The organism is Streptomyces sp. TG1A-8 (assembly GCF_030499535.1).
GTDB lineage: Bacteria > Actinomycetota > Actinomycetes > Streptomycetales > Streptomycetaceae > Streptomyces.
The window spans coordinates 1,431,598-1,457,001 of the sequence record NZ_JASTLB010000001.1 but is presented as its reverse complement, the minus strand read 5'-3'; the positions used below and the strand labels follow the sequence as shown (position 1 = coordinate 1,457,001).

Sequence of the window (25,404 nt, the reverse complement as noted above, 5' to 3'; positions counted from 1 at the left end):
AGACGGGAGGATCCGCATGCCGGCCGGGACCCCCCGGATTCTCCCCGGGGCCGATGACGCCCGGTTCCACTGTCGTATGTCTCCGGGATGGGCCATCGCTTGCAAGGTGACGACGGAAGGTGGCCTTCAGAAATGCTGAGAGAGGTCACCGCGACCCGCTACGTCGCACCCCTGCACTCCGGCGGCTCCGTGCCCGCGGTGGTCGAGGCCGACGACCTCGGCACCTACGTCGTGAAGTTCACCGGCTCCGCGCAGGGCACCAAGGCGCTGGTCGCCGAGGTGATCGTCGGCGAACTCGCCCGTGCGCTCGGCCTGCGCTTCCCCGAGCTGGTCCTCGTCCACTTCGACCCGGCCGTCGCCGCGGACGAGCCGCACCAGGAGGTGCGCGAGCTGCACGGCGCCAGCGCGGGCCGCAACCTCGGCATGGACCTCCTGCCGGGCGCGCGGGACTTCACGCCCGAGGCCGCCGAGACGTTCCGCGTCGACCCGCTGGAGGCCGGCCGGATCGTCTGGCTGGACGCGCTCACGGCCAACGTCGACCGCACCGTGCACAGCTCCAACCTGATGATCTGGCCGACGTCCGGGACCGTCCCCGCCCATCTGTGGCTGATCGACCACGGCGCGGCGCTGGTCTTCCACCACCGCTGGGACACCTCCGCGCCCGGGAAGGCGTACGACTTCCGGCACCACGCGCTCGGCCGGTACGCGCCCGACGTGCGGGCGGCGGACGCCGAACTGGCGCCCCGGGTGACGGCGGACCTGCTGCGGGAGATCGTCGCCGAGGTGCCCGACGCCTGGCTGACCGGCGAACCGGGCTTCGCCGCGCCCGACGACCTCCGCGCGGCCTACGTCGCCTACCTCCACGCGCGCGTGCGGGCCTCCGCGGCCTGGCTGCCCACGGACTTCCCCACCGGGGACGAGCTCGCCGCCGAGGAGGCCCGGCGGGCGGCGAGGACCCAGCAGGGCCGGCCGAACTGGCTCAAGCGGGTCCCGGACCTGCACGGCGAGCCGGCCGCCGCACGGGAGCGGCCGGTGCACCCGGGATGACGTCCGGGGGCACCCCCGCGCGGCGCGTGCGGACCGGGTACCGCACGCGGTACCGCCGGCTGCCGCGCGCCGCCCGGCCGGCGCGGGAACCGCCCGCCGCCTTCGGGGCGGCCCCGGCGGAGCCGTCCCCCAAGCCCGGCACCGGCGTCGTCCGCGCGGTGCGCGCGGACGACGAGGTGGTGCGGCACCGCCGCGAGCAGGGCCTCCCCGGGCCCGCGGCGGTCGAGCGCGCCGTACGCGACCGCGTGGCCCCGGGCGTGGCCCCGGACCACGCGGACCGGCCGGGCCTCAGCCGGCCAGCCGCTCGTACGCCGGCAGGGTGAGGAAGTCGGTGTAGTCCTCGTCCAGGGCCACCTGGAGCAGCAGGTCGTGCGCCTCCTGCCAGTGGCCCGCGGCGAAGGCCTCCTCGCCGATCTCCCCGCGGACGGCGGCGAGCTCCTCGGCGGCGATCGCGCGGGCCAGCCCGGGCGTGGCCTTCTCTCCGTTGTCGAACTCCACGCCCGCGTTGATCCACTGCCAGATCTGCGAACGGGAGATCTCCGCGGTGGCCGCGTCCTCCATCAGGTTGAAGATGGCGACCGCGCCCTGCCCGCGCAGCCAGGCCTCGATGTAGCGGATGCCGACCCGGACGGCGTTGACGAGCCCGTCGTACGTCGGCCTGGCGTCGAGGGAGTCGACGGCGATCAGGTCGGCCGCCGTGACGTGCACGTCCTCGCGGAGCCGGTCCTTCTGGTGCGGCTTGTCGCCGAGGACCCGGTCGAAGGACTCCATGGCGATCGGCACCAGGTCGGGATGGGCGACCCAGGAGCCGTCGAAACCGTCGTCCGCCTCGCGGTCCTTGTCGGCGCGGACCTTCTCGAAGGCCGCCTCGTTGACCTCGGCGTCGCCGCGGGACGGGATGAACGCCGCCATGCCGCCGATCGCGTGCGCCCCGCGCTTGTGGCAGGTGCGCACGAGGAGCTCGGTGTACGCCCGCATGAACGGGGCGGTCATCGTCACCGCGTTGCGGTCCGGCAGGACGAACCTCGGCCCGCCGTCACGGAAGTTCTTCACGATGGAGAACAGGTAGTCCCAGCGTCCCGCGTTCAGCCCCGAGGCGTGGTCGCGCAGTTCGTAGAGGATCTCCTCCATCTCGTAGGCCGCGGTGATCGTCTCGATCAGCACGGTGGCGCGGACGGTGCCCCGCGGGATGTCGGCGTGGTCCTGCGCGAAGACGAACACGTCGTTCCACAGGCGGGCTTCGAGGTACGACTCGGTCTTGGGCAGGTAGAAGTACGGGCCCTTGCCGAGCTTCAGCAGACGCCGGGCGTTGTGGAAGAAGTACAGGCCGAAGTCCACCAGCGCGCCCGGCACCGGGGTGCCGTCGGCGTCGGCCAGGTGACGCTCGTTCAGGTGCCAGCCGCGCGGGCGCACGACGACGGTCGCCAGCTCCTCGTCCGGGCGCAGTGCGTACGACTTGCCGGTGCGCTCGTCCGTGAAGTCGATGGAACGCGTGTGGGCGTCGATCAGGTTGAGCTGGCCGAGGACCACGTTCCTCCAGGTGGGCGCGGAGGCGTCCTCGAAGTCGGCGAGCCAGACCCGCGCGCCCGAGTTGAGCGCGTTGACGGTCATCCTGCGGTCGGTGGGGCCGGTGATCTCGACCCGCCGGTCGTTCAGCGCGGCCGGGGCCGGGGCGACCCGCCAGGAGTCGTCCGCGCGGACGGCGGCCGTCTCCGGGAGGAAGTCGAGCGTGCAGGTGCGGGCGATCTCGGCGCGGCGCCCGGCCCGGCGGGCGAGGAGTTCGTCACGGCGCGGGGTGAACCGCCGGTGCAGCTCGGCGACGAAGGCGAGCGCCGCGCCGGTGAGGACCTCCTCCTGCCGGGGCAGGGGCTCGGCGTCGACGACGGCCAGCGGGGACGGCGCTGGTGCGGCCATGAGCTGTCACTTCCTTCAGCGGTGGCACCGGATGCCCGGGGCACGGGCAGGACGGGCCGCGCCGGGTGCGCGGACCGGTGCTTCTGGTTGGTGGATAGTAGTTTCCTCATCGTGGAGCTTCAATGACGTGCCGGTGCCGGTGCCGGTGCCGGTGCCGGTGCCGGTGCCGCGGTTCGCCGGGAGGGGCGGGGCGGTGCTCAGCGCGGCCCCGTTCCCTCGAGGCGGCCCAGGTCGGCCTCGGTGTCGATGTCGTACGGCTCGGCCACGTCCGCGCACTCCACGAGGCGGACCGCCGCCGCGTGCTCCGCCAGGTAGGACCGGGCGCCCCGGTCGCCGGTGGCGGCCGCCGCGACGCCCGGCCAGTGGGCCGCGCCGAGAAGGACGGGATGCCCGCGCACACCGTCGTACGCGGCCGACGCCAGCGTCTCCTCGTCCTCGAACGCGCCGAGCACCCGGGCCACCGCCCCGGCCCCGATCCCCGGCTGGTCGACCAGCGAGACCAGTGCGGCCCGCGCACCCGTACCGGCCAGCGAGCCGAGTCCCGCGCGCAGCGAGGAACCCATGCCCCGGGCCCAGTCCGGGTTGTCCACGAGCGCGCAGCCGGTCAGTTCGGCCCGCGCCCGCACGTCGGCCGCGCGGGCGCCGAGGACCACGTGGATCCGGTCGCAGCCCGCCGCGCGCAGCACCCCGGCCGCGTGCTCCACGAGCGGCCGGCCCCGGTGCTCCAGCAGTGCCTTGGGCCGCCCGCCGAGCCGCCGTCCGCCGCCCGCGGCGAGCAGCAGCCCGGCGACACCCGCTGCGCGGCCCCGATCGTCCTGGTTGTCCGTCATGGCTCCTGCATACCCGACCGGGAGGCCGGCGGCGGGGTTTCCCGGGCCGGTTTTCGGCCGCCCCGTGGCGCCCCGCACGCGGCGGCGTTCACCGACCGGCGGTCCGGCGGTCCGGCGGTCCGGCGGTCCGGCGGTCCGGCGGTCCGGCACCCGGCCACCGCTCCGGCGCGCCGGGGGAGTGCACGGCGCGGACGGCGGACGGCGGGCGGGGGCGGGGGAGTGCCGGGGGCGGGGGAGTGAGGGCGCGCCCCCGGGGACCCCGGCGGGTACGCCCGGACGCACCCCGGAGGTGCCGGCAGGTGCGGTGCCCGCCGTCCTCAGGCCCCCGAACTCGCCAGCGTCCGGGACAGGTCCAGGGCCACCTGCTGGAGCACCGGCACGATCTGCTCCGTGGCCGCCTCGGTGACCCGGCCCGCCGGGCCCGAGATGGAGATCGCGGCGGCGCTGGGCGAGCCGGGGACGCCGACCGCGAGGCAGCGCACGCCGATCTCCTGCTCGCTGTCGTCCAGCGCGTACCCCAGCCGGCGCACTTCCTCCAGCGCGGCCAGGAACCCGTCCGGCGTGGTGATCGTCTTCTCCGTCGCGGCCGGCATCCCGGTCCGGGAGAGCAGCGCACGCACCTCGTCGTCGGGCACGCCCGCCAGCAGTGCCTTGCCCACCCCGGTGGAGTGCGGCAGCACCCGCCGGCCGACCTCGGTGAACATGCGCATCGAGTGCTTGGACGGCACCTGGGCCACGTACACGACCTCGTCGCCGTCCAGCAGCGCCATGTTCGCCGTCTCGCCGGTCTCCTCGACCAGCCGGGCGAGGTGGGGGCGGGCCCAGGTGCCGAGCAGCCGGGACGCGGACTCGCCGAGCCGGATCAGCCGGGGGCCGAGCGCGTACCGGCGGTTCGCCTGCTGGCGTACGTAGCCGCAGGCCACCAGCGTGCGCATCAGCCGGTGGATGGTCGGCAGCGGCAGTCCGCTGCTCGCGGACAACTCGCTCAGGCCGACCTCGCCGCCCGCGTCCGCCATCCGCTCCAGCAGGTCGAAGGCGCGCTCCAGGGACTGGACCCCGCCGGCGGAGGACCTGGCGGAGTCGGTGGTGCTGGCGCTGGACGTCGGCACGGCGCGTTCCTTTCGGGGCTGGCGGGAAGGTCAGAAGCCTACCCGGCGGCCGGTCGGCTCCCTGTGGGTGCGAAAGTGCATTCTGCCTGCCGGAACCCTTGTCCCGCCTTATGGAAACCCCTAGAGGGGCTGCCGGAGGTGCCGTCCGGAAGTGTGCCCCTTGACGGCAGGGGGGCGGGAGTGAAGACTCCTTCAACAGAACGTTGAAGTCCGTTACGGGGGTGTAAACACCCTTTCACGGGCGTGAACGGCGGTGGAGAGGGGCCCGGGTGTCCGACGCCGAACTGGTGCTGCGCTCGACGCGCGTCGTCACCCCCCGAGGGACGCGGGCCGCCACGGTCGCCGTCTCCGCCGGGACGATCACGGCCGTCCTGCCGTACGACGCGGCGGTCCCCGCCACGGCCCGGCTGGAGGACGTCGGCGACCACGTGCTGCTGCCCGGCCTGGTCGACACCCACGTGCACGTCAACGATCCCGGCCGCACCGAGTGGGAGGGGTTCTGGACCGCCACGCGCGCGGCGGCGGCCGGCGGCATCACCACCCTGATCGACATGCCGCTCAACTCGCTGCCCCCGACCACCACGGTCGGCAACCTGCGGACCAAGCGGGAGGCCGCCGCGGGCAGGGTCCACGTCGACGTCGGCTTCTGGGGCGGAGCCCTGCCCGACAACACCGAGCACCTGCGCCCGCTGCACGACGCCGGGGTCTTCGGCTTCAAGGCGTTCCTGTCGCCGTCGGGCGTGGAGGAGTTCCCGCACCTGGACCGGGCGCAGCTCGCCCGGACCCTGTCCGGGACCACCGGCTTCGGCGGCCTGCTGATCGTGCACGCCGAGGACCCGCACTACCTGGCCGCCGCCCCGCAGCGGGGCGGCCCCCGGTACGCCGACTTCCTCGCCTCCCGCCCCCGCAGCGCCGAGGACACGGCCGTCGCCGCCCTCGTCGCGGAGGCCGGGCGCCTCGGCGCGCGCGTGCACATCCTGCACCTGTCCTCCAGCGACGCGCTCCCGCTGATCGCGGCCGCCCGCGCCGAGGGCGTCCGCGTCACCGTGGAGACCTGCCCGCACTACCTCACCCTGACCGCCGAGGAAGTGCCGGACGGCGCCAGCGAGTTCAAGTGCTGCCCGCCCATCCGCGAGGCCGCCAACCAGGACCTGCTGTGGCGGGCCCTGGCCGACGGCACCATCGACTGCGTGGTCACCGACCACTCGCCCTCCACGGCCGACCTGAAGACCGGCGACTTCGCCACCGCCTGGGGCGGCATCTCCGGCCTCCAGCTGAGCCTGTCCGCCGTGTGGACCGAGGCCCGCAGGCGCGGTCACGGCCTGGAGGACGTGGTCCGCTGGATGTCGGCGCGCACGGCCGCCCTGGCCGGCCTCGGCCGCAAGGGCGCCATCGAGGCCGGCCGCGACGCCGACTTCGCCGTCCTCGCCCCCGACGAGACCTTCACCGTCGACCCGGCCGGCCTCCAGCACCGCAACCGCGTCACCGCGTACGCCGGCCGGACCCTGTACGGCGTCGTCAAGTCCACCTGGCTGCGCGGCGAGCGCATCGCCGGGGACGGCGGGTTCACCGAACCGAAGGGCACGCTGCTCACCCGCCCGCGGTGAGCCGCCCCGCACCCGCACCGGCCGACTCCCGGAAGGAACCCCTGGTCACCGTGACGGCGACACCGACGTTCACCGGCGGCGCGAACCCCTACGAAGGCGGTGACCCGTACGCCGACCACCGCACCGCCGACTTCCCCTTCACCCACTACGCCGACCTCGCCGACCGGCGGCTCGGCGCCGGTGTGATCGCCGCCAACGACGAGTTCTTCGCCCAGCGGGAGAACCTGCTGCTGCCCGGGCGCGCCGAGTTCGACCCCGGGCACTTCGGGCACAAGGGCAAGGTCATGGACGGCTGGGAGACCCGCCGCCGGCGCGGCACCGGCGCCGAGCACCCCTGGCCGGCGGCCGACGACCACGACTGGGCCCTGGTCCGCCTCGGCGCGCCGGGCGTGGTCCGCGGCGTCGTCGTCGACACGGCCCACTTCCGCGGCAACCACCCGCAGGCGGTCTCCGTCGAGGCCGCGTCGGTGCCGGGCTCCCCCTCCCCGGAGGAGTTGCAGGGCGACGGCGTGAGGTGGACGACCCTGGTGCCCCGCACGCCGGTCGGCGGCCACGCGGCGAACGGCTTCACCGTCCGCGTCGAGCGGCGCTTCACGCACCTGCGCGTCAACCAGTACCCCGACGGCGGCATCGCCCGCCTGCGCGTGCACGGCGAGGTCGTGCCCGACCCGGCCTGGCTGGCGGCCCTGGGCACGTTCGACGTGGTCGCCCTGGAGAACGGAGGCCGGGTCGAGGACGCCTCCGACCTCTTCTACTCGCCGGCCGCCAACACCATCCGGCCGGGCCGCTCCCACAGGATGGACGACGGCTGGGAGACGCGCCGCCGCCGCGACCGGGGCAACGACTGGATCCGCTACCGGCTGGCCGGCCGGGCCCGGATCCGCGCGATCGAGATCGACACGGCGTACCTGAAGGGCAACAGTGCCGGCTGGGCGTCGGTGTCCGTGCGCGACGGGGAGGACGGCGACTGGCGGGAGGCCCTGGCCCGCACCCGTCTCCAGCCCGACACCAACCACCGCTTCGTGCTCCCGGCCCCGGCCGTCGGTACCCACGCGCGCGTGGACGTCTACCCCGACGGGGGCATCTCCCGCCTGCGCCTGTTCGGCGGCCTGACCCAGGAGGGCGCGGCCCGCCTGGCCGCCCGCCACCGGGACCTGGGCGGCTGAGCCCCTGACCCGGAAGTCCCCGCCGGGCCCCGCACCGCGTCCCGCCCCGTCCCGCCCCGGGGAACTCTCCGCTCCCCTTCCCGCGTTCTCCCGGCGTGACCCTTCAGCAAGAGATCGTCGGCAACGCCATGCAGATGGCGGTCGTCAACCTGAACCCCGGCCAGACCGTGTACTGCGAAGCGGGGAAGTTCCTGTTCAAGACGGCGAACGTGACCATGGAGACCCGTCTGTCCGGCCCGTCGGACGGCGACCGCCGACAGGGCGGCCAGGGCGGCGGCATGGGCGGCATGCTCCGCCAGGCCATGGGCACCGCCATGCAGGTCGGCCAGCGCATGCTGGCCGGTGAGTCGCTGGCCTTCCAGTACTTCACCTCCCAGGGCGGCGAGGGCACGGTCGGTTTCGCGGGCGTGCTCCCCGGTGAGATGCGCGCCCTGGAACTGGACGGCGCGCGCGCGTGGTTCGCCGAGAAGGACGCCTTCGTGGCCGCCGAGTCCACCGTCGACTTCGGCATCGCCTTCCAGGGCGGCCGTGCCGGCATGAGCGGCGGCGAGGGGTTCGTCCTGGAGAAGTTCACCGGGCGGGGCACGGTGATCATCGCCGGGGCCGGCAACTTCATCGACCTGAACCCGGCGGACTTCGGCGGCCGCATCGAGGTCGACACCGGCTGCGTGGTCGCCTTCGAGGAGGGCATCCAGTACGGCGTCCAGCGCGTCGGCGGCCTCAACCGCCAGGGCGTCATGAACGCCGTCTTCGGTGGTGAGGGCCTGTCCCTGGCCACCCTGGAGGGCAACGGACGGGTCATCCTGCAGTCCCTCACCATCGAGGGCCTCGCCAACGCCCTGAAGAAGGCGCAGGGCGGCGACAAGCAGGGCCCGGCCGGCGGGCTCTTCTCGACGCACGCCGGCTGAACCGATGAGTCCCGGGCGCGGGCGGGTTCCTGCCCGGCCGCCGTACGTACGACATCTTCGCCGCCCACTGGCCGGAGGTGACCGATCCGGCCGACCCGGCCGCCTCCCGGCCCAACGGCCTGCCGAAGCACCTCGCCCCCGCCGCCCTGCGCAACCCGTCCTGGTCCGGCGCCAGGTGCTGAGCGGTGACCTCGCCGAGGGGGTCACGGCCCTGAAGGAGCGCACGGAGGGGAACTGCCGATCCACGGCAGCGGCGCCCCGGTCCGTTCGCTGATCGACCACCGGCTCCTGGACACCCTGCACCTGCCGGCCTTCCCCGTCGTCATCGGCGCCGGCCGTCCGCCGACGGCGTGCCCCCACCCGTTTCCGCCGCACCGCCGGCCGCGTCACCGGCACGGGCGTCTCCCTCCCGTCCTACGGCCTGCTGGGCGGCCCCGAGTACGGGTCCTGCGAACTCCCCGGAACGCCCGGGCGGTGTGAGGGCCGTGTGGAGGCGCCGGGCGGCAGGCCAACTTCCCGGAAACCCACCGGAACCGGCGGGAAAATCCACGGCCTTGTCATTGACATGCCATCGTCTACGCGCATCATCATGGGGTCATGAGATTCCCCCCACGCGCCACTCGGGTCGGCGCCGCAGCCGCCCTCCTGTCCGCCGTCCTCGTGGGCGGCACCGTCTCCGCGTCGACGGCGGACGCCGCAGCCGCGTCCGTCGGCAGCGTCTGCTACGGCGACCTGCCCTCACAGGCCCACGACACCCTGAGGCTGATCGACAAGGGCGGCCCCTTCCCGTACTCGCAGGACGGGGTGGTCTTCCAGAACCGGGAGGGCGTCCTGCCCTCGCGGTCGAGCGGCTACTACCACGAGTACACGGTGATCACCCCCGGTTCCTCCACGCGCGGTGCCCGGCGCATCGTCACCGGCGAGGAGTACCGGGAGGACTACTACACCGGCGACCACTACGTGACGTTCGGCCTGGTCGACTTCGGCTGCTGAGCCGGTAGCCGGCGGCCGGCCGGTGCGCGGCCGGCAGCCGGCGCGAGAAGCGCCTTCGCGCGCCCCCGCCCCGCGGCCCGCCCCCACACCGGGCCGCGGGGCGATCCGCGTCCCGCCGCGGGCCGTCAGCCGTGCGACGGCCGTGCCCGGTCCGGGATCTCCGCCGGTCGCACCGGCCGGCGCTCCCGCCGGGAGACCTCGCAGGCCTCGGCGATCCGCAGCGCCTGCAGGGCCTCGTGGCCGTCGCACGGGTTGGCCCGCCGCCCGAGCACCACCTCGACGAACGCGCACAGCTCGGCCTCGTAGGCGGGCCCGAACCGCTCCAGGAACCCGGTCCACGGCTTGTCGGCGGGCGGCGGCCCGGTCGGCTCCGTGGACGCGACGGGCGTGCGGTCGTCCAGGCCCACCACGACCGTGTCCCGCTCCCCGGCCAGCTCCATCCGCACGTCGTAACCCGCCCCGTTGAGCCGGGTCGCCGTCGCCGTGGCCAGCGTGCCGTCGTCCAGCGTGAGCAGGGCCGCGCCGGTGTCCACGTCCCCGGCCTCCCGGAACATCGCCGGCCCCGCGTCCGACCCGGCCGCGTAGACGTCCGTCACCTCGCGCCCCGTCACCCAGCGCACCGCGTCGACGTCGTGGATCAGCGTGTCCCGGAACAGCCCGCCGGACAGCGGCAGCCACTCCGGCGGGGGAGGGGACCGGTCGGAGGTGGTCGCCCGCACGGTGTGCAGCCGGCCGAGCCGCCCCGAGTGCACCGCCTCCCGCGCGCCCGCGTAGCCCGCGTCGAAGCGCCGCTGGAAGCCCATCTGCAGCACCGTGCCCGCCGCCTCCACCTCGGCGAGCGCGGCCAGCGTGCCCGGCAGGTCCAGGGCGATCGGCTTCTCGCAGAAGACGGGCAGGCCCGAGCGGGCCGCCCGGCCGATCAGCTCGGCGTGCGCGGCCGTGGCGGTGGTGATCACCACCGCGTCCACGCCCCACGTGAAGATCTCGTCCACCCCCGGCGCGGCCGTCTCGCCCAGCCGGTGCGCCAGCGCCTGCGCCCGCGCCGGTTCCGTGTCCGTGAGGATCAGCGATCCGACCTCCCGGTGGCGGCTCAGCGTGTTCGCATGAATGGTGCCGATGCGGCCCGTACCGATGACCCCGATGCGCATGGGAACAAAGTGGGGGCCGACCGCCCACCCTGTCAATGCATATGTCCTGACAATCGGACTACACGACTTCCCGCCGACCAGGGGCGGGGTTACGCTCGGGCCCGTGCCGAAACCAGACGTGGACCCGACCGTGTCACTCGACCTCCGTGTGGACCGCAGCTCACCGGTTCCGCTCTACTTCCAGCTCTCCCAGCAGTTGGAGGCCGCCATCGAGCACGGCGGCCTCACCCCCGGCAGCCTGCTGGGCAACGAGATCGAGCTGGCCGCCCGCCTGGGGCTGTCCCGGCCCACCGTCCGCCAGGCCATCCAGTCCCTCGTCGACAAGGGCCTCCTGGTCCGCCGCCGGGGCGTCGGCACCCAGGTCGTGCACAGCCAGGTCAAGCGCCCGCTGGAGCTGAGCAGCCTCTACGACGACCTGGAGGCGGCCGGCCAGCGCCCGGCGAGCAAGGTCCTGGTCAACACCGTCGTCCCCGCCCCCGGTGAGGTCGCCGCCGCGCTCGGCGTCCCCGAGGGCAGCGACGTCCACCGCGTCGAACGCCTGCGCCTCGCGCACGGCGAACCGATGGCGTACCTGGTCAACCACCTGCCGCACGGCCTGCTCGACCTGGGGACCGGCCGGCTGGAGGTCACCGGCCTGTACCGGCTGATGCGTTCGGCCGGGATCACTCTGCACAGCGCCCGCCAGACCATCGGCGCGCGCGGCGCCACGGCCGCCGAGGCCGAACGGCTCACCGAGGCCGAGGGCGCACCGCTGCTCACCATGCGGCGCACCACCTACGACGACACCGGGCGCGCGGTCGAGTTCGGCGACCACACCTACCGCCCGGCCCGCTACTCCTTCGAGTTCCAGCTCCTCGTGCGGCCCTGAAGAGCACCCCGGTTCGTCGCAATGTCCGGACAAGGCCGCTTCCGAAGGTTCCCCGGCCTGGTCACGGCTGCCCCGGTGTTCGATACTGGAGCGTTTGGGGCCGCTGAGCCGATCACCGGCCCCTCGCGCACGCAGGAATCAGGACACGGCAAGAAGGGCACGGCCTCGTGGCACGGTTTCGGACCTGGGTAGGCATAGCGGTGGCGGGGGCACTCTCCGTGACGTCCCTGTCATTGGCCGGATGCAGCAGCACCGGCGGCAAGCGGGCGGAGGACGCCCGCAAGGCCGCCGCCGCCCAGGGCAGGGCGGCGGTGAACACGCCCCGCTGGACCTTCGCGATGATCACCCACTCGGGAGACGGCGACACCTTCTGGGACATCGTGCAGAGCGGCGCCAAGCAGGCCGCCGTGAAGGACAACATCAACTTCCTGTACTCGCACGACGACGAGGCCCAGCAGCAGGCCCAGCTGGTGGACGCCGCGGTCGACAAGAAGGTCGACGGGATCATCGTCACCCTCGCCAAGCCCGACGCCCTCAAGGCCGCCGTCGCCCGCGCCGAGAAGGCCGGCATCCCGGTGGTCACCGTGAACTCCGGCTCCGAGGAGTCCAAGGCCTTCGGCGCCCTCACCCACATCGGCCAGGACGAGACCGTCGCCGGCGAGGCCGTCGGCGACGAGCTGAACGAGCGGGGCCGGAAGAAGGTCCTGTGCGTCCTGCACGAGCAGGGCAACGTCGGCCACGAGCAGCGCTGCGACGGCGTCGCCAAGACCTTCCACGGCACGGTGCGCAAGCTCTACGTCAACGGCACCAACATGCCCGACGTGCAGTCCGCCGTGGAGGCCAAGCTCCAGGCCGACAAGGGCGTCGACGCCGTCGTCACCCTCGGCGCCCCCTACGCCGACACCGCCGTCAAGGCGAAGACCGACGCCGGCAGCAAGGCCGAGATCGACACCTTCGACCTCAACGCCAAGGTCGCCGCCGAACTGGAGGACGGCACCCTCGGCTTCGCCGTCGACCAGCAGCCGTACCTCCAGGGCTACCAGGCCGTCGACCTGCTGTGGCTGTACAAGTACAACGGCGACGTGCTCGGCGGCGGCCGGCCCGTGCTCACCGGCCCGCAGATCATCACCAAGGACCAGGCCGCCGCGCTGGCCGAGTACACCGAGCGGGGCACCCGATGAGCGCGGCCACCGACGACAGACTGCTGCGGACCTCTGCGCTGCGCACCCTGCTGTCCCGCCCGGAGCTCGGCTCCGTCGTCGGCGCGCTCGCCGTCTTCGTCTTCTTCGCCGTCGTCGCCGACGGCTTCCTGCGCCCCGCCAGCCTCAGCACGGTCCTGTACGCCTCCTCGACCATCGGCATCATGGCCGTGCCCGTCGCCCTGCTGATGATCGGCGGCGAGTTCGACCTGTCGGCCGGCGTCATGGTGACCTCCTCGGCGCTGATCTCCTCGATGTTCAGCTACCAGCTGACCGCCAACACCTGGGTCGGCGTCGGCGTGTCCCTCCTGGTCACCCTGGCCGTCGGCGCGTTCAACGGCTTCATGCTCACCCGCACCGGGCTGCCCAGCTTCATCATCACGCTGGGCACCTTCCTGATGCTGACCGGCATGAACCTCGGCTTCACCAAGCTCATCGACGGCACGGTCTCCACCAAGACCATCGGCGACATGGAGGGCTTCCCGAGCGCCCACGCCGTCTTCGCCTCGACCCTCACCGCCGGCGGCGTCGACCTCAAGATCACCGTCCTGTGGTGGCTGGCGCTGGTCGCCGTCGCCTCCTGGATCCTGCTGCGCACCCGCGTCGGCAACTGGATCTTCGCGGTCGGCGGCAACCAGGACGCCGCCCGCGCGGTCGGCGTCCCGGTCGCCCGGACCAAGATCGGCCTCTACATGGGCGTCGCCCTCGGCGCCTGGATCTCCGGCCAGCACCTGCTCTTCTCCTTCGACGCCGTCCAGTCCGGCGAGGGCGTCGGCAACGAGCTGATCTACATCATCGCGGCCGTCATCGGCGGCTGCCTGATCACCGGCGGCCACGGCAGCGCGATCGGCTCGGCCGTCGGCGCGCTGCTGTTCGGCATGACCAGCAAGGGCATCGTCTTCGCCGAGTGGAACCCCGACTGGTTCAAGTTCTTCCTCGGAGCGATGCTGCTCCTCGCGACCCTGCTCAACGCCTGGGTCCGCAAGCGTGCGGAGGCCACGAAGTGACCGGGACGGCAGAACGCACGGCGCTGGTCGAACTGACCGGCGTCAGCAAGCGCTACGGCAACGTCCGCGCCCTGGAGGGCGTCTCCCTGGAGGTGCACGCCGGGGAGATCACCTGCGTGCTGGGCGACAACGGCGCCGGCAAGTCCACGCTGATCAAGACGATCGCCGGCCTGCACCAGCACGACGGCGGCACCCTGCGCGTCGAGGGCGAGGAAACCCGCCTGGCCTCCCCGCGCGAGGCCCTGGACCGCGGCATCGCCACGGTCTACCAGGACCTGGCGGTCGTCCCGCTCATGCCGGTCTGGCGCAACTTCTTCCTCGGCTCCGAGCCCCGCAAGGGCACCGGCCCCTTCAAGCGCATGGACGTCGACCTCATGCGCCGCACCACCCGTGAGGAACTGCTCCGCATGGGCATCGACCTGCGCGACGTCGACCAGCCCATCGGCACCCTCTCGGGCGGCGAGCGCCAGTGCGTCGCCATCGCGCGGGCGGTCCACTTCGGCGCCAAGGTCCTCGTCCTGGACGAGCCGACGGCCGCACTGGGGGTCAAGCAGTCCGGTGTCGTCCTCAAATATGTGGCAGCGGCACGGGACAAGGGCCTGGGCGTAGTGCTGATCACCCACAACCCGCATCACGCCTACTTGGTGGGCGATCGCTTCGTCCTGCTCCGCCGCGGCACCATGGTGGGCAGCTACACACGCGACGACATCACCCTGGACGAGCTGACCAAGCAGATGGCGGGCGGCGCCGACCTGGACGCGCTGGTCCACGAACTCCAGCGGAAGTGAACGGGCGCCCGCCGCGGCGGCCCCGACCGGTGCGCCCGCGCCGGTCCGGTGCGCACCGGACCGGCGCGGGCGCGGCCCGTGCGGACGGTCCCGCGCCCGGCGCCGGGCGCGCACCCCCCGCGCTCCCCCGCGCAGCACCGGGTGCGGGCGTGCGGCAGAATCGACCAACGATGAGCACCTACCGCGACCTCACCGCCCCCATCGGCTCCCGCCGAGCCCCGGTCCTGCGCACTGTCGGCACGCGCGAGCGCCGCTCCCACCTGACCGCACCCCGCGTGCCCACGGTGGGGATCGACATCGGCGGCACCAAGGTCATGGCGGGCGTCGTGGACGCCGACGGCAACATCCTGGAGAAGCTCCGCACGGAGACCCCGGACAAGTCCAAGAGCCCCAAGGTCGTCGAGGACACCATCGTCGAGCTGGTCCTGGACCTGTCCGACCGGCACGACGTGCACGCGGTCGGCATCGGCGCGGCCGGCTGGGTGGACGCCGACCGCAACCGCGTCCTGTTCGCGCCCCACCTGTCCTGGCGCAACGAACCGCTGCGCGACCGCATCGCCGGCCGCCTCGCGGTGCCCGTCCTGGTGGACAACGACGCCAACACCGCCGCCTGGGCGGAGTGGCGCTTCGGCGCCGGCCGCGGCGAGGACCACCTCGTCATGATCACGCTCGGCACCGGCATCGGCGGCGCCATCCTGGAGGACGGCCAGGTCAAGCGGGGCAAGTACGGCGTCGCGGGCGAGTTCGGCCACATGCAGGTCGTCCCCGGCGGCCACCGCTGCCCGTGCGGCAACCGCGGCTGCTGGGAGCAGTACAGCTCCGGCAACGCACTCGTCCGCGAGGCCAGGGAGCTGGCCGCGGCCGATTCACCGGTGGCCTACGGGATCATCGAGCACGTCAAGGGCAACATCGCCGACATCAGCGGCCCGATGATCACCGAGCTGGCGCGCGAGGGCGACGCCATGTGCATCGAACTGCTCCAGGACATCGGCCAGTGGCTCGGCGTCGGCATCGCCAACCTCGCCGCCGCCCTCGACCCGTCCTGCTTCGTCGTCGGCGGCGGCGTCTCGGCCGCGGACGACCTGCTCATCGGCCCCGCCCGGGACGCCTTCAAACGCCACCTCACCGGCCGCGGCTACCGCCCCGAGGCCCGCATCACCCGCGCCCAGCTCGGCCCCGAGGCCGGCATGGTGGGCGCGGCCGACCTGGCCCGGCTGGTCGCCCGGCGGTTCCGGCGGGCCAAGCGCCGCCGGGTGGAGCGCCACGAGCGCTACGAGCGGTACACCCAGGCCCGCCGCGACCGGGACACCGCATGACCGCGCCGCTGCCCCGCCAGGCCGCGCCCCCGGACGAACCGCCCCGGACGCGCGAGGACCCGCGCCACAGGGCCCGGCGCCGGGCGCTCACCCTGCTGATCATCGTGCTGCTCATCGGCGTGCCCGCCGGCTACCTGGTGATCTCCGCCGACCAGAGCCGCAGCAGCGGCAAGGACAGGGAGGAGAAGTACTCGGCGACCGGCCTGACGGCGGGCTGGCCGTCGAAGGTGCAGCGCCGCCTCTACCAGGTGGCGGTCCCGCACCCCGCCGACTCCCTGGCCTACTACGGAGACCAACAACTGGAAGACCAGCCGCCTGTACGTGCAGTTCCGCACCAACAACGCGGGCCTGGACGCCTTCCTCGGCACCATGGGCCTGCGCCGGGACGCGCTCGGCGAGGACCGCATCACCATCGGCGCCCGCGACCGCGAGGTCTCCGGCTGGCGCTTCACCGGCCCCGGCCCCTGGTCGGGCCTCACCCGCCGGCAGAAGAACCCGGCGCCCACCCAGGACGTCGTCGTGAACACGTCCGACCCGCGGTACCCGATGGTGTACGTCGTCTCCCGCACGGTCCCGTGACCGCCTCCCGGCCCGGCCGCCCGCACCCGCCCCGGCGGTCGCCGGAGCCGGTTGTCGGACCCCGCCCGTAGAGTCGGAGGCGTCCGATCCGGCACACGGGCGGGAGGTGGCAGGACGCATGCACGGCGGCACGGTCGCGGAGACCGCGCGCACGGGAGGTTCCCCGCGCACCGGGGACCCGGTCCCGGTGCGCCTCGCGTCCGTCTACCTCCCCGCGCCCCTCCCGCGCGAGGGCCGCATCGCCTTCTGGGACCCCGACGGCGGCCCCCTGCCCGCCCACGGCGACACCGGGGAGCTGACCGTCGTGCGGCGCCGGGGTGCGGGCGTGCGCCGCCGGCAGGTGCCCGCCCGCACCCTGCCGCTCGCCGAGGCCCTGCCGCTGCTGGTCCGCGCCCGCCGCGACCCGGCCGCCCATCCGGCCACGGCCTGCTGGGGCGCCGCCGCCCTGCACGCGCTGCGGCTGGTCGCCCGCGGTCGCCTGCTGCCCGGCCTGACCCCGGGCGGCCACGACGCCTGGCGCGCCGGCCCGCTGGAACCCGACGACATCGCCCACCTGCGCGCGGTCGCCGCGGCGCTGCCCCCGGAGGGCCACGCGGTCCCGCTCCCGGGCCCCGGCCCCGTCCGCCTGCCCGAGCCCGAGGCCCTGGTCCGCTCCTTCCTGGACGCCGTCGCCGACACCCTGCCCCGCACCCCCGCCGCACCCCACACCTCGGGCCGGCCCTTCGCCGCCCGCGAACCCCAGGCCCTGCCCGGCGCCCACGACTGGGCGGCCGAGGTCGCCGCCAGCATGGACGCGGGCGTACGGATCTCCCTGCGCCTGGACCTGTCCGCGTACGACGTCTTCGACGCGGGCGCCGCCGACGGCGCGCGTGCCGCGGGGGCGGCGGTCGTGCAGGTGCACAGCCTCGCCGACCCCACCCTGATCGCCGACGCGGCGGCCCTGTGGGCGGGGGAGGCCGACGTGGCCTTCGGGCCCCGTGCGCGCGTGGACGCCGCCCTCGCGGTGCGGCGCGCGGCGCGGGTGTGGCCGCCGCTGGACCGGCTCGCCGAGCAGGAGGTGCCCGACGTCCTCGCCCTGTCCGAGGAGGAGGTGGGCGAGCTGCTCGGCGCGGCGGCCGGCCGGCTCGCCGCCGCCGGGGTCGCCGTGCACTGGCCCCGCGACCTCGCCCGCGACCTCACCGCCACCGCCGTGGTGCGGCCCGCGCCCGGCTCGGCCACCGACGGCACCGGCTTCTTCGAGAGCGGGGAACTGCTCCGGTTCCACTGGCAGCTGGCGCTCGGCGGGGACCCGCTCGGTGAAGCGGAGATGGACGCGCTCGCCGAGGCCCACCGGCCGGTCGTCCGGCTCCGCGACCGCTGGGTCCTGGTCGACCCGGCCCTCGTGCGCAAGGCCCGCAAGCGCGACCTGGGCCTGCTCGACCCCGTCGACGCGCTGTCCGTCGCCCTCACCGGCACCGCCGAGGTCGACGGCGAGACCGTCGAGGCGGTGCCCGCCGGCGCGCTGGCCGCCCTGCGCGACCGGCTCGCCGCCGGTCCGCGCCCGGCCGAGCCGCCCCCCGCCCTGCACGCCACCCTGCGCGACTACCAGTTGCGGGGCCTGGCCTGGCTCGACCTCATGACCTCCCTCGGCCTCGGCGGCTGCCTCGCCGACGACATGGGCCTCGGCAAGACCGTCACCCTGATCGCCCTGCACCTGAAGCGGGCCCGCACCGAACCCACCCTCGTGGTCTGCCCCGCGTCCCTGCTGGGCAACTGGCAGCGGGAGATCACCCGGTTCGCGCCCGGCGTCCCCGTGCGCCGCTTCCACGGCCCCGAGCGCGACCTGGACGGCCTCGACGCCGGTTTCGTCCTCACCACGTACGGCACGATGCGCTCCGCCGCCGCGCACCTGGCCGAGCGGCCCTGGGGGATGGTCGTCGCCGACGAGGCCCAGCACCTGAAGAACCCGTACTCCGCGACCGCCAGGGCGCTGCGCACCGTCCCGGCCCCCGCGCGCGTGGCCCTCACCGGCACCCCGGTGGAGAACAACCTCTCCGAGCTGTGGGCCCTGCTCGACTGGACCACCCCCGGACTCCTCGGCCCCCTGAAGTCGTTCCGCGCCCGGCACGCGCGCGCGGTGGAGGGCGGCGAGGACCGGGAGGCCGCGGAGCGCCTCGCCCGTCTCGTCCGGCCCTTCCTGCTGCGCCGCAGGAAGTCGGACCCCGGCATCGTCCCCGAACTGCCCCCCAAGACCGAGACGGACCACCCCGTCCCGCTCACCCGGGAACAGGCCGCGCTGTACGAGGCGGTGGTGCGCGAGTCGCTGCTCGCCATCGGGAGCGCCGAGGGCATCGGCCGCCGCGGCCTCGTGCTGAAGCTGCTCGGCGCCCTGAAGCAGATCTGCGACCACCCGGCGCTGTACCTGAAGGAGACGGTGGCCGACGACCGCCTCGCCGCCCGCTCGGGAAAACTCGCCCTGCTCGACGAGCTGCTGGACACCGTGCTCGCCGAGGACGGCTCGGCGCTGGTCTTCACGCAGTACGTCGGCATGGCCCGCCTCATCACCGCCCACCTGTCCGCCCGCGCGGTCCCCGTGGACCTGCTGCACGGCGGCACGCCGGTGGCGGAGCGCGAGCACATGGTCGACCGCTTCCAGGCCGGGCGGACGCCCGTCCTCGTGCTGTCCCTGAAGGCGGCCGGCACGGGCCTGAACCTGACCCGCGCCGGCCACGTCGTCCACTTCGACCGCTGGTGGAACCCGGCCGTGGAGGAACAGGCCACCGACCGCGCCTACCGCATCGGCCAGACCCAGCCCGTCCAGGTCCACCGCCTGCTCACCGAGGGCACGGTCGAGGACCGCATCGCCGGGATGCTCACCGCCAAGCGAGCCCTGGCCGACGCCGTCCTCGGCTCCGGCGAGGCGGCCCTCACCGAACTGACGCACCGCGAACTGTCCGACCTCGTCTCCCTGCGGAGGACCCCGTGACGTCCCCCGTCCCGTCCCCCGTCCCCCGCCCCGGCGACGCCGCCCGCCGCGCCCTGCGCGAGGCTCGCGAGCGGGCGGAGGCGGAGCGGAAGGAGGAGACCGGGCGGGAGGCGGCCGGACGGCAGGGGACCGGACGGCAAGGAAACGGACGGCAAGGAAACGGACGGCAAGGAAACGGACGGCAGGGGACCGGCTGGAACGGGACAGAGCCGGCGTGCGCCGTCGAGCGGGACGGGGCCGCGGAGAGCGCGAAGGGCGCGGGGGCCGCGGGGGAGCCGGCCTCCGACCGTGCCGCGGGGACGACCGCCGCCGTGGGGACGCGCAGGCCTGCGGACGCCGTCCGGGCGGCCCTCCGGTCGGCCGCCCCCGGCCGCCGGGCCGAGGACGACGGGGCCGGGGACGGCGGGACCGGCGGCTCCGGTGAACGCGCCACCACCATCGGTGCCGGTGCCGGTGCCGGTGCCGGTGCCGGTGCCGGTGCCGGTGCCGGTGCCGCGGACGGGAACGGTGAACCGGGTGACCGCGGGGAGCCGCCCGCCGCGTCCGCCGCACGGCCTGCGGGGCGCCCGGCCGACGTGGCCAGGGAAGCGCTCCGGGCCGCCCGCCGGGAGGCGCTGCGGGCCGAGGCGGCGGAAGCAGGCCGCCGGGACGGAACGCGCGCACCGGGGCGGTCCGCCGCCTCCCCCCACCCGGACGCGGAACCCCGGACCGTCCGCGCGAGGACGGCCCGGGAGGTGCGGAGCTTCCTGACGAGCGCCTTCCGCATGCCCTCCCGGGCGGACGACCCCGAGGAGCCGGACGGCACCGGCACCCTGGGCGGCACCGCCGGGCGCACCGTCCCGGACCCGGACCGCGCGCCCGGCCCTCCGGCACGCCCGCGGGCCGCCGACCGCAGTGAGCCGCACGATCCGGCCCGCGCACCGGAGCCCCCGGCCGGCGCCGCCGACCCCGCGAGGCCGCACCCCGAGACACCCGAACCGGCCCCCGCGCCCCCGCAGGTCCCCGCCACCATGGCCACCCCCCACCGCGACGGCGAACTGCGCCGCACCTTCCCGGCGTTCGCGGCGCGGGACGGGGCTCAGGAGGGGGCGGCGTTCGCCGGGAGCTGGTGGGGCAACGCCTGGGTGGACGCGTTGGAGCGGGGGGCGCTGGACGCCGGGCGGCTGGCCCGGGGGCGTGGTTACGCGGACCAGGGACACGTGGACGCGATCACGGTGACCCCGGGACTGGTGCTGGCGTACGTGCGCGGGAGCCGCCCGCGCCCGTACCGGGTGCAGGTGCGCCTGCGCACGCTGGAGGACGCGGACTGGGAGCGGTTCCTGGACGCGGCGGCCGGCCGGACGGGGCACATCGCAGCGCTGCTCGACAAGGAACTGCCGCAGTCCCTCGCCGACTGCGGCGTGCCGCTGCTGCCCGGCCCCGGCGACCTCGCCCCCCGCTGCAACTGCCCCGACTCCGGCCACCCCTGCAAACACGCCGCCGCCCTCTGCTACCAGACGGCCCGTCTGCTCGACGCCGACCCCTTCGTGCTGCTTTTGCTGCGCGGCCGTGGTGAGAGGGACCTCCTCGACGCGCTCTCCCGCCGCAGCGCCGCCCGCGCGGCCCGCGCCGCCCGGGAGCGGCAACCGCAGTCCCTGCCGGGCGTACGCGCAGCCGAAGCCCTCGCCCCGCGCCGGCTCCCGCCCCCGCCCCCGCCGCTGCCCGCGCCGCCGCACCCCGGACAGCCCCCGGTGTACCCGGCGGCACCCGGCGGACCGGACCCCTTCGCGCTGGACCAGCTCGCGACCGACGCCGCCGCCCGCGCGCACGCGCTGCTCACCACCGGCCGCGACCCGGTCGGCGGACTGACCCTGTGGCAGGACGCGGTACGCCTCGCCGCGGCCCGCCCCGGCTCTGGGCTGACCGCCGCCACGCGCGCGCTGTACGCCGCGCTCGCCGCGGCCGCCGGCCGCACCCCGGCCGAGCTGGCCCGCGCGGTCGCCGCCTGGCGGCAGGGGGGCATAGGGGGACTGGATGTCCTGGAGGAACCGTGGGACCCGCCGGCCGGCCGCTTCGACCGGGCGCGCCCGCTGCTGCTCGCCGCCGGCTTCCCGGCGTTCCGCCCCCGGCGCAACCGCCTCACCCACCCGGACGGCCACGTCCAGCTCCGCCTGGGCCGCGACGGCCTGTGGTACGCCTACGAGTCGGAGCCGGGCCGGGACGACTGGTGGCCCCGGGGCACCCCGGGCCCGGATCCGGTGGGCGCGCTGACCGGTCTCGGCGCCCTGGACGGCGGGTGACCGGTGCCCTGCGTCCCCGGGTGCCCTCCGGTCCCGCGGCCGCAGCCCGCTTCGGCCAGCCCGCGCGGGCCGACCGCGCCGCCGGGCGGCGGCCGGCGGACTGGCGGGCGTGGAGCGGGGAACGCGCCGGCGGGCGCCGACGGTCGACGAGGAGGGGTTCGGAGTCCGCGAGCGCCCCGGCGAACCGGGGACCTACGGCTCCACCGGGCTGACGGGGCGCCAGCCGGGGTACGGCTTCACCGCCCGCGTGCACGGGGCCGATGCCCTGGGGCGGAGGAACTGGAGGGAGCCGCACGGAGCTTCCCGGCCCGGGTCGGCCCCGGCACCGGGTACGCCGGGTGAGCGGTGGCGGTGGCGGTGTCCGGGTGCCTACAGGAACCTGCGGATGGGGACGACCGACAGCTCGCAGGCGCGCTGGACCAGGGACCGGTGCCGCCAGCGCCGGGCGTCGATCGGCTCGCTGCGCTTCAGGTCCGCCTCGAAGTCCCGGTCCAGGCCGGCGGTGAACTCCTCGTCCAGCACGGCCAGCATCACCTCCTCGTCGTGTTCCATCGACCGTCTGTTGAAGTTCGTGGACCCGATCAGGGAGGCCACTCCGTCGATGGTCATGATCTTCGTGTGCAGCATGGTGGGCTGGTACTCGTGGATCTCCACGCCCGCGTCCAGCAGCCTCTGGTACACCCGGCGTCCGGCCAGCAGGCACGCGCGCTGGTCGGTGTACGGGCCGGGCAGCAGGATCTGCACCTGGACACCGCGCCGGGCGGTGGCCGCGAGCAGGTCGACGAAGTAGTCGTCCGGGGCGAAGTAGGCCGTGGAGAGCCGGAGCCGCTCCTCCACGGAGGTCAGCACCACCCTGATGAGGGTCTGCATGTCCTGCCAGCCGAAACTGGCCGAGCCGCGGACGACCTGCACCGTGGCGCGGCCCGGTTGCCGGTGCTCCGCGAAGCGGTCCCGGTCGTCGTAGAGGGTGTCGTGGCACTCGGCCCAGTTCTGTGCGAAGGCCGCCGCTATGCCGTCCACGGCGGGTCCCTCGATCCGCACGTGCGTGTCGCGCCACTCGTCCGGCCCGCGGGCGTCGCCGCACCACTCCCGCGCGATGCCCACTCCGCCCGTGAAGGCGACGCTCTCGTCGACGACGAGGGCCTTGCGGTGGCAGCGGTGGTTCTGCTTCAGCGGGGACAGGCGGGTGGGCTTGCGGAACCAGGCGACCTGCACCCCCGCTTCGTCCATGGCGTCGAGGAGGCTCTGCTCGATCTCCATGGCGCCGAACCCGTCGAGGAGCAGCCGGACCCGCAGCCCGGCCCTGGCCCGCTCGGCGAGGGCCGCGGCGAACTCGTGCGCGACATCCCCCCGCCAGTAGACGAAGGTCATCATGTCGACGGTGTGCCGGGCCGAACGGATGGCGTCCAGCATGGCCGGGAAGATCGCGTCACCGTTGCGCAGCGGCACGAGCCGGTTGCCCTCGGTCGCCGCGATGCCGATGAGCCGTTCCAGCCGCCTTCGCAGCCGCTGCTTGCGGTCGGCCGCGCGGTCCCGTCCGCCCCCGCTCGAGTCGAAACCGACCTGCGCATCCGTCGTCCCGGACCGCTGCAACATCCGTCCCCTCCGTGACCGTCAGGTGCCGGTCCGTCCGGACCGGCGGGGGACCGTATACCCGGTACTGCCCGGCGCACGGCGGCCGACCGCTCCCCCTCGCCCGGGTGCGGCCGGGGAGGACGTGGGGCGGCCGCCGCGCCGGACGGCCCCTCGCCGGCCACACCGGCCGCCCCCGCCCCGCGGGCGGCACGGCACGGTGCGGGCGCACGCCGGGGAACGCCCCTGCACGCCGGGCTCAGGACCCGATCTCGCCGAAGAGGTGGAGGAAGTGGTTGATGTCGCGCGTGACGCGATCGACGAGGGTCTGCATGCTCTGGGGGCCCGAGGCGAGGTCGAGGCACCTGCGGTGCCGGTCCACCGCGGCGCGGGACAGCGGCAGCGCGCCGGGCACGGCGTAGCGGATGGCGCCGGAGGCGTCGCGGCAGGGCAGCACGTCACCACGGGCGTACCTGCTGGCGCTGAAGGGGATGTCGAGCGTGCCGTCGGCGAAGGCCGCGACGACGGCACGGGCCGGGTCGGCGGAGCCGAGTATCGGGGCGACGATGTCGTCGACCTCCTCGAGCAGCCATTCCAGTTCCCTCTCGACGTGCTCGGTGTCGACGGTGATGAAGTCCAGCAGGGGCGAGTTGGCCACGGCGGCCAGGCGCATGCCGGCGATGTTGGCCCCGGCGTCGGGGATGCCCAGCGCCTCCTGGTGCGTCTTGGTGATGAGCTTCGCCGCGCCGCCCAGCCTGGCGGTGAGCGCGCCGTAGAAGATCAGTTGCTCGGCGTTCTGCCGGCGGGTGGGGAACACGCCCATGAACTCGTGCAGTACCGGGTAGACCTCGACGTCGGCGGGGAGGTAGCGCCGCGCCAGCACGGGGATCGCGCGCAGTGCGGCGACGTCCTGCGCGAGGTGCCCGCCCTGGGGGTAGGACAGGGACACGCAGCGCACGCCCTCGGCGGTGGCGAGGACGGCCTCGATGACGCCGACGGCCAGACTGATCGACGGGGGCACCAGTACCGCGGTGAGCGTGCCGAACAGTTCGCGGTCCAGGGTCAGCCCGGCGCGGTGCAGGTCGCCGGTCATCGCGTCGACCTCGCGCCAGCAGGCCAGCGAGTGCGCCAGGGGCACGTCCTTGCAGTAGGGGATGTTGTAGGAGATCCCGCCGCCCTCGAAGGAGGTCGCGCCGGCGGCGACCGCGACCTTGAACAGCGTGCGCGCGTCCGGGGAGCCGTGCCGGATCTCCACCGGCACGGAGACCGACTCGACCAGCTCGCGGCCGCGTCGCCACCCGTGCGAGACCAGCGGATAGCCGTTGAGCCCGCCCGGGTCGGTGTTGACCATGCGCAGGGCGTGGTCGAAGCGGTTGAGCCGGGTGTGCGAATCGATGGTGATGGACAGGACGTCCGGCCCCGCACCGGTTTCGAGGTCACGCAGCAGTTGCAGCATCTCCGCGTGCCCGCCGACTCCGCAGCGGGGCTGGATGGCCACCACCGCGTTCCTGACCGAACGGGCGAGCACGTCGCGGACGGTCGGCGTGCCGCGTGCGCGGACGAAGCGCACGACGTCGGCCGGGGAGGGCAGGTCCGGCTCCAAGCCGGGGCGGGTCTGGACGGAACCGTTCATGTCCGGGCCTACACGGCGCGGGGCAGCCGGGACTGCGCGGCCTGCCGGGCCAGGTCGCGCAGCAGCGGGACCAGCTCGCCCATCTCGGACAGGATGTGGTCCACGCCGAGCCGGTGCAGCCGCTCCAGGGCACGCGGGTCCTTCCGGCTCCCCACCGACAGGTTGCCGCCGAGGATCACCGGGCAGGCGAGCTCCCCGGTGGCGCGGGCGGCGGGCAGGTCACGCAGGTCGTCGTAGGCGTGCCCGTTGAGACTGCCGATGACCACCGCGAGTGTGCCGGGGTGCTCGCGCACGGCCCGGGCGAACTCCTCGACCGGCGTGCAGGCACCGAGGTTGACCACGGTGTACCCCTCGCTGCGCAGGTGGTGCGCGATCAGCTGGTTGGCCACCGAGTGCGCGTCGCTGGCCGTCACGCCCAGCACGATCACGTCGCGGGCGCGGTCCGGCGGGTCGATGCGCGAGGAAGCGCTCCTCAT

Annotated in this window: 20 protein-coding genes and 1 pseudogene; 14 read left to right on the top strand and 7 right to left on the bottom strand. The window is 74.8% G+C overall.

Annotated elements, in window-relative coordinates; all coding sequences use genetic code 11:
- The first annotated feature begins 132 nt into the window (after positions 1–132).
- Together QQY24_RS05970 and QQY24_RS05965 are read left to right on the top strand one after the other, a co-directional pair.
- Positions 133–1,047, top strand: coding sequence for a HipA family kinase (locus QQY24_RS05970; protein ID WP_301971612.1), 915 nt, complete (start codon positions 133–135; stop codon positions 1,045–1,047).
- Positions 1,044–1,370 (top strand): SelT/selW/selH domain protein, encoded by a 327-nt coding sequence (locus QQY24_RS05965; RefSeq protein ID WP_301971611.1) that lies wholly within the window; start codon positions 1,044–1,046, stop codon positions 1,368–1,370. The genes QQY24_RS05970 and QQY24_RS05965 overlap by 4 nt, the downstream gene beginning before the upstream one ends.
- Here the strand turns inward: QQY24_RS05965 and aceB are convergent.
- The 3 genes from aceB to QQY24_RS05950 form a co-directional block, all read right to left on the bottom strand.
- Positions 1,336–2,961, bottom strand: a complete 1,626-nt coding sequence (gene aceB / locus QQY24_RS05960) for a malate synthase A (protein ID WP_301971610.1) — start codon at positions 2,959–2,961, stop codon at positions 1,336–1,338. The two genes, QQY24_RS05965 and aceB, sit on opposite strands and share 35 nt — an antisense overlap.
- A 197-nt stretch (positions 2,962–3,158) precedes the next feature.
- Positions 3,159–3,791, bottom strand: coding sequence for a nucleotidyltransferase family protein (locus tag QQY24_RS05955; protein ID WP_301971608.1), 633 nt, complete (start codon positions 3,789–3,791; stop codon positions 3,159–3,161).
- 317 nt (positions 3,792–4,108) lie between these two features.
- The gene (locus tag QQY24_RS05950; protein ID WP_301971607.1) at positions 4,109–4,900 is read right to left on the bottom strand and encodes an IclR family transcriptional regulator; all 792 of its coding nucleotides are present in this window, start codon (positions 4,898–4,900) and stop codon (positions 4,109–4,111) included.
- Positions 4,901–5,169: 269 nt separating this feature from the next.
- Here QQY24_RS05950 and allB point away from each other — a divergent pair, with 269 nt between their 5' ends.
- The 4 genes from allB (at position 5,170) to QQY24_RS05925 (ending at position 9,574) form a co-directional block, all read left to right on the top strand.
- The gene (gene allB / locus QQY24_RS05945; RefSeq protein WP_301971606.1) at positions 5,170–6,507 is read left to right on the top strand and encodes an allantoinase AllB; all 1,338 of its coding nucleotides are present in this window, start codon (positions 5,170–5,172) and stop codon (positions 6,505–6,507) included.
- Between the two features lie 50 nt (positions 6,508–6,557).
- The gene (gene alc / locus QQY24_RS05940; protein WP_301971605.1) at positions 6,558–7,673 is read left to right on the top strand and encodes an allantoicase; all 1,116 of its coding nucleotides are present in this window, start codon (positions 6,558–6,560) and stop codon (positions 7,671–7,673) included.
- Between the two features lie 95 nt (positions 7,674–7,768).
- On the top strand, positions 7,769–8,581 hold the full coding sequence (locus QQY24_RS05935; RefSeq protein WP_301971604.1) for an AIM24 family protein: 813 nt from the start codon (positions 7,769–7,771) through the stop codon (positions 8,579–8,581).
- Between the two features lie 597 nt (positions 8,582–9,178).
- Positions 9,179–9,574, top strand: coding sequence for a ribonuclease domain-containing protein (locus QQY24_RS05925; protein ID WP_301971603.1), 396 nt, complete (start codon positions 9,179–9,181; stop codon positions 9,572–9,574).
- Positions 9,575–9,699: 125 nt separating this feature from the next.
- Here QQY24_RS05925 and QQY24_RS05920 read toward each other — a convergent pair whose 3' ends face one another.
- Positions 9,700–10,722, bottom strand: a complete 1,023-nt coding sequence (locus QQY24_RS05920) for a Gfo/Idh/MocA family oxidoreductase (RefSeq protein WP_301971601.1) — start codon at positions 10,720–10,722, stop codon at positions 9,700–9,702.
- A 130-nt stretch (positions 10,723–10,852) separates the two neighbouring features.
- Between QQY24_RS05920 and QQY24_RS05915 the strand changes: the two genes are divergently transcribed.
- From QQY24_RS05915 to QQY24_RS05880, 8 genes and pseudogenes are all read left to right on the top strand, one after another.
- On the top strand, positions 10,853–11,590 hold the full coding sequence (locus tag QQY24_RS05915; RefSeq protein ID WP_301976160.1) for a GntR family transcriptional regulator: 738 nt from the start codon (positions 10,853–10,855) through the stop codon (positions 11,588–11,590).
- 167 nt (positions 11,591–11,757) lie between these two features.
- Entirely contained in the window at positions 11,758–12,771 is a 1,014-nt protein-coding gene (locus QQY24_RS05910) for a sugar ABC transporter substrate-binding protein (RefSeq protein ID WP_301971600.1), read from the top strand.
- Entirely contained in the window at positions 12,768–13,796 is a 1,029-nt protein-coding gene (locus tag QQY24_RS05905) for an ABC transporter permease (protein ID WP_301971599.1), read from the top strand. Before QQY24_RS05910 ends, QQY24_RS05905 begins: the two co-directional genes overlap by 4 nt.
- Positions 13,793–14,584, top strand: coding sequence for an ATP-binding cassette domain-containing protein (locus tag QQY24_RS05900; protein WP_301971598.1), 792 nt, complete (start codon positions 13,793–13,795; stop codon positions 14,582–14,584). The genes QQY24_RS05905 and QQY24_RS05900 overlap by 4 nt, the downstream gene beginning before the upstream one ends.
- Positions 14,585–14,754: 170 nt before the next feature.
- Positions 14,755–15,900 carry an ROK family glucokinase gene (locus QQY24_RS05895; RefSeq protein WP_301971597.1) on the top strand — a complete coding sequence of 382 codons (1,146 nt, stop codon included), beginning with the start codon at positions 14,755–14,757 and terminating at the stop codon, positions 15,898–15,900.
- A pseudogene (locus tag QQY24_RS05890) lies at positions 15,897–16,479 on the top strand (sugar kinase). Before QQY24_RS05895 ends, QQY24_RS05890 begins: the two are co-directional and overlap by 4 nt.
- A 118-nt stretch (positions 16,480–16,597) precedes the next feature.
- Positions 16,598–19,444, top strand: coding sequence for a DEAD/DEAH box helicase (locus tag QQY24_RS05885; protein ID WP_301971596.1), 2,847 nt, complete (start codon positions 16,598–16,600; stop codon positions 19,442–19,444).
- The gene (locus QQY24_RS05880) at positions 19,441–21,723 is read left to right on the top strand and encodes an SWIM zinc finger family protein (RefSeq protein ID WP_301971595.1); all 2,283 of its coding nucleotides are present in this window, start codon (positions 19,441–19,443) and stop codon (positions 21,721–21,723) included. The genes QQY24_RS05885 and QQY24_RS05880 overlap by 4 nt, the downstream gene beginning before the upstream one ends.
- A gap of 369 nt (positions 21,724–22,092) precedes the next feature.
- Here the strand turns inward: QQY24_RS05880 and QQY24_RS05875 are convergent, their stop codons facing one another.
- The 3 genes from QQY24_RS05875 to QQY24_RS05865 all read right to left on the bottom strand — a co-directional run bounded on the left by QQY24_RS05875 (position 22,093) and on the right by QQY24_RS05865 (position 25,404).
- Entirely contained in the window at positions 22,093–23,319 is a 1,227-nt protein-coding gene (locus tag QQY24_RS05875; RefSeq protein WP_301971594.1) for a phosphatidylserine/phosphatidylglycerophosphate/cardiolipin synthase family protein, read from the bottom strand.
- Between the two features lie 235 nt (positions 23,320–23,554).
- Entirely contained in the window at positions 23,555–24,928 is a 1,374-nt protein-coding gene (locus tag QQY24_RS05870; RefSeq protein WP_301971593.1) for a methylaspartate mutase, read from the bottom strand.
- A gap of 8 nt (positions 24,929–24,936) precedes the next feature.
- On the bottom strand, positions 24,937–25,404 hold the full coding sequence (locus QQY24_RS05865) for a cobalamin-dependent protein (protein WP_301971592.1): 468 nt from the start codon (positions 25,402–25,404) through the stop codon (positions 24,937–24,939).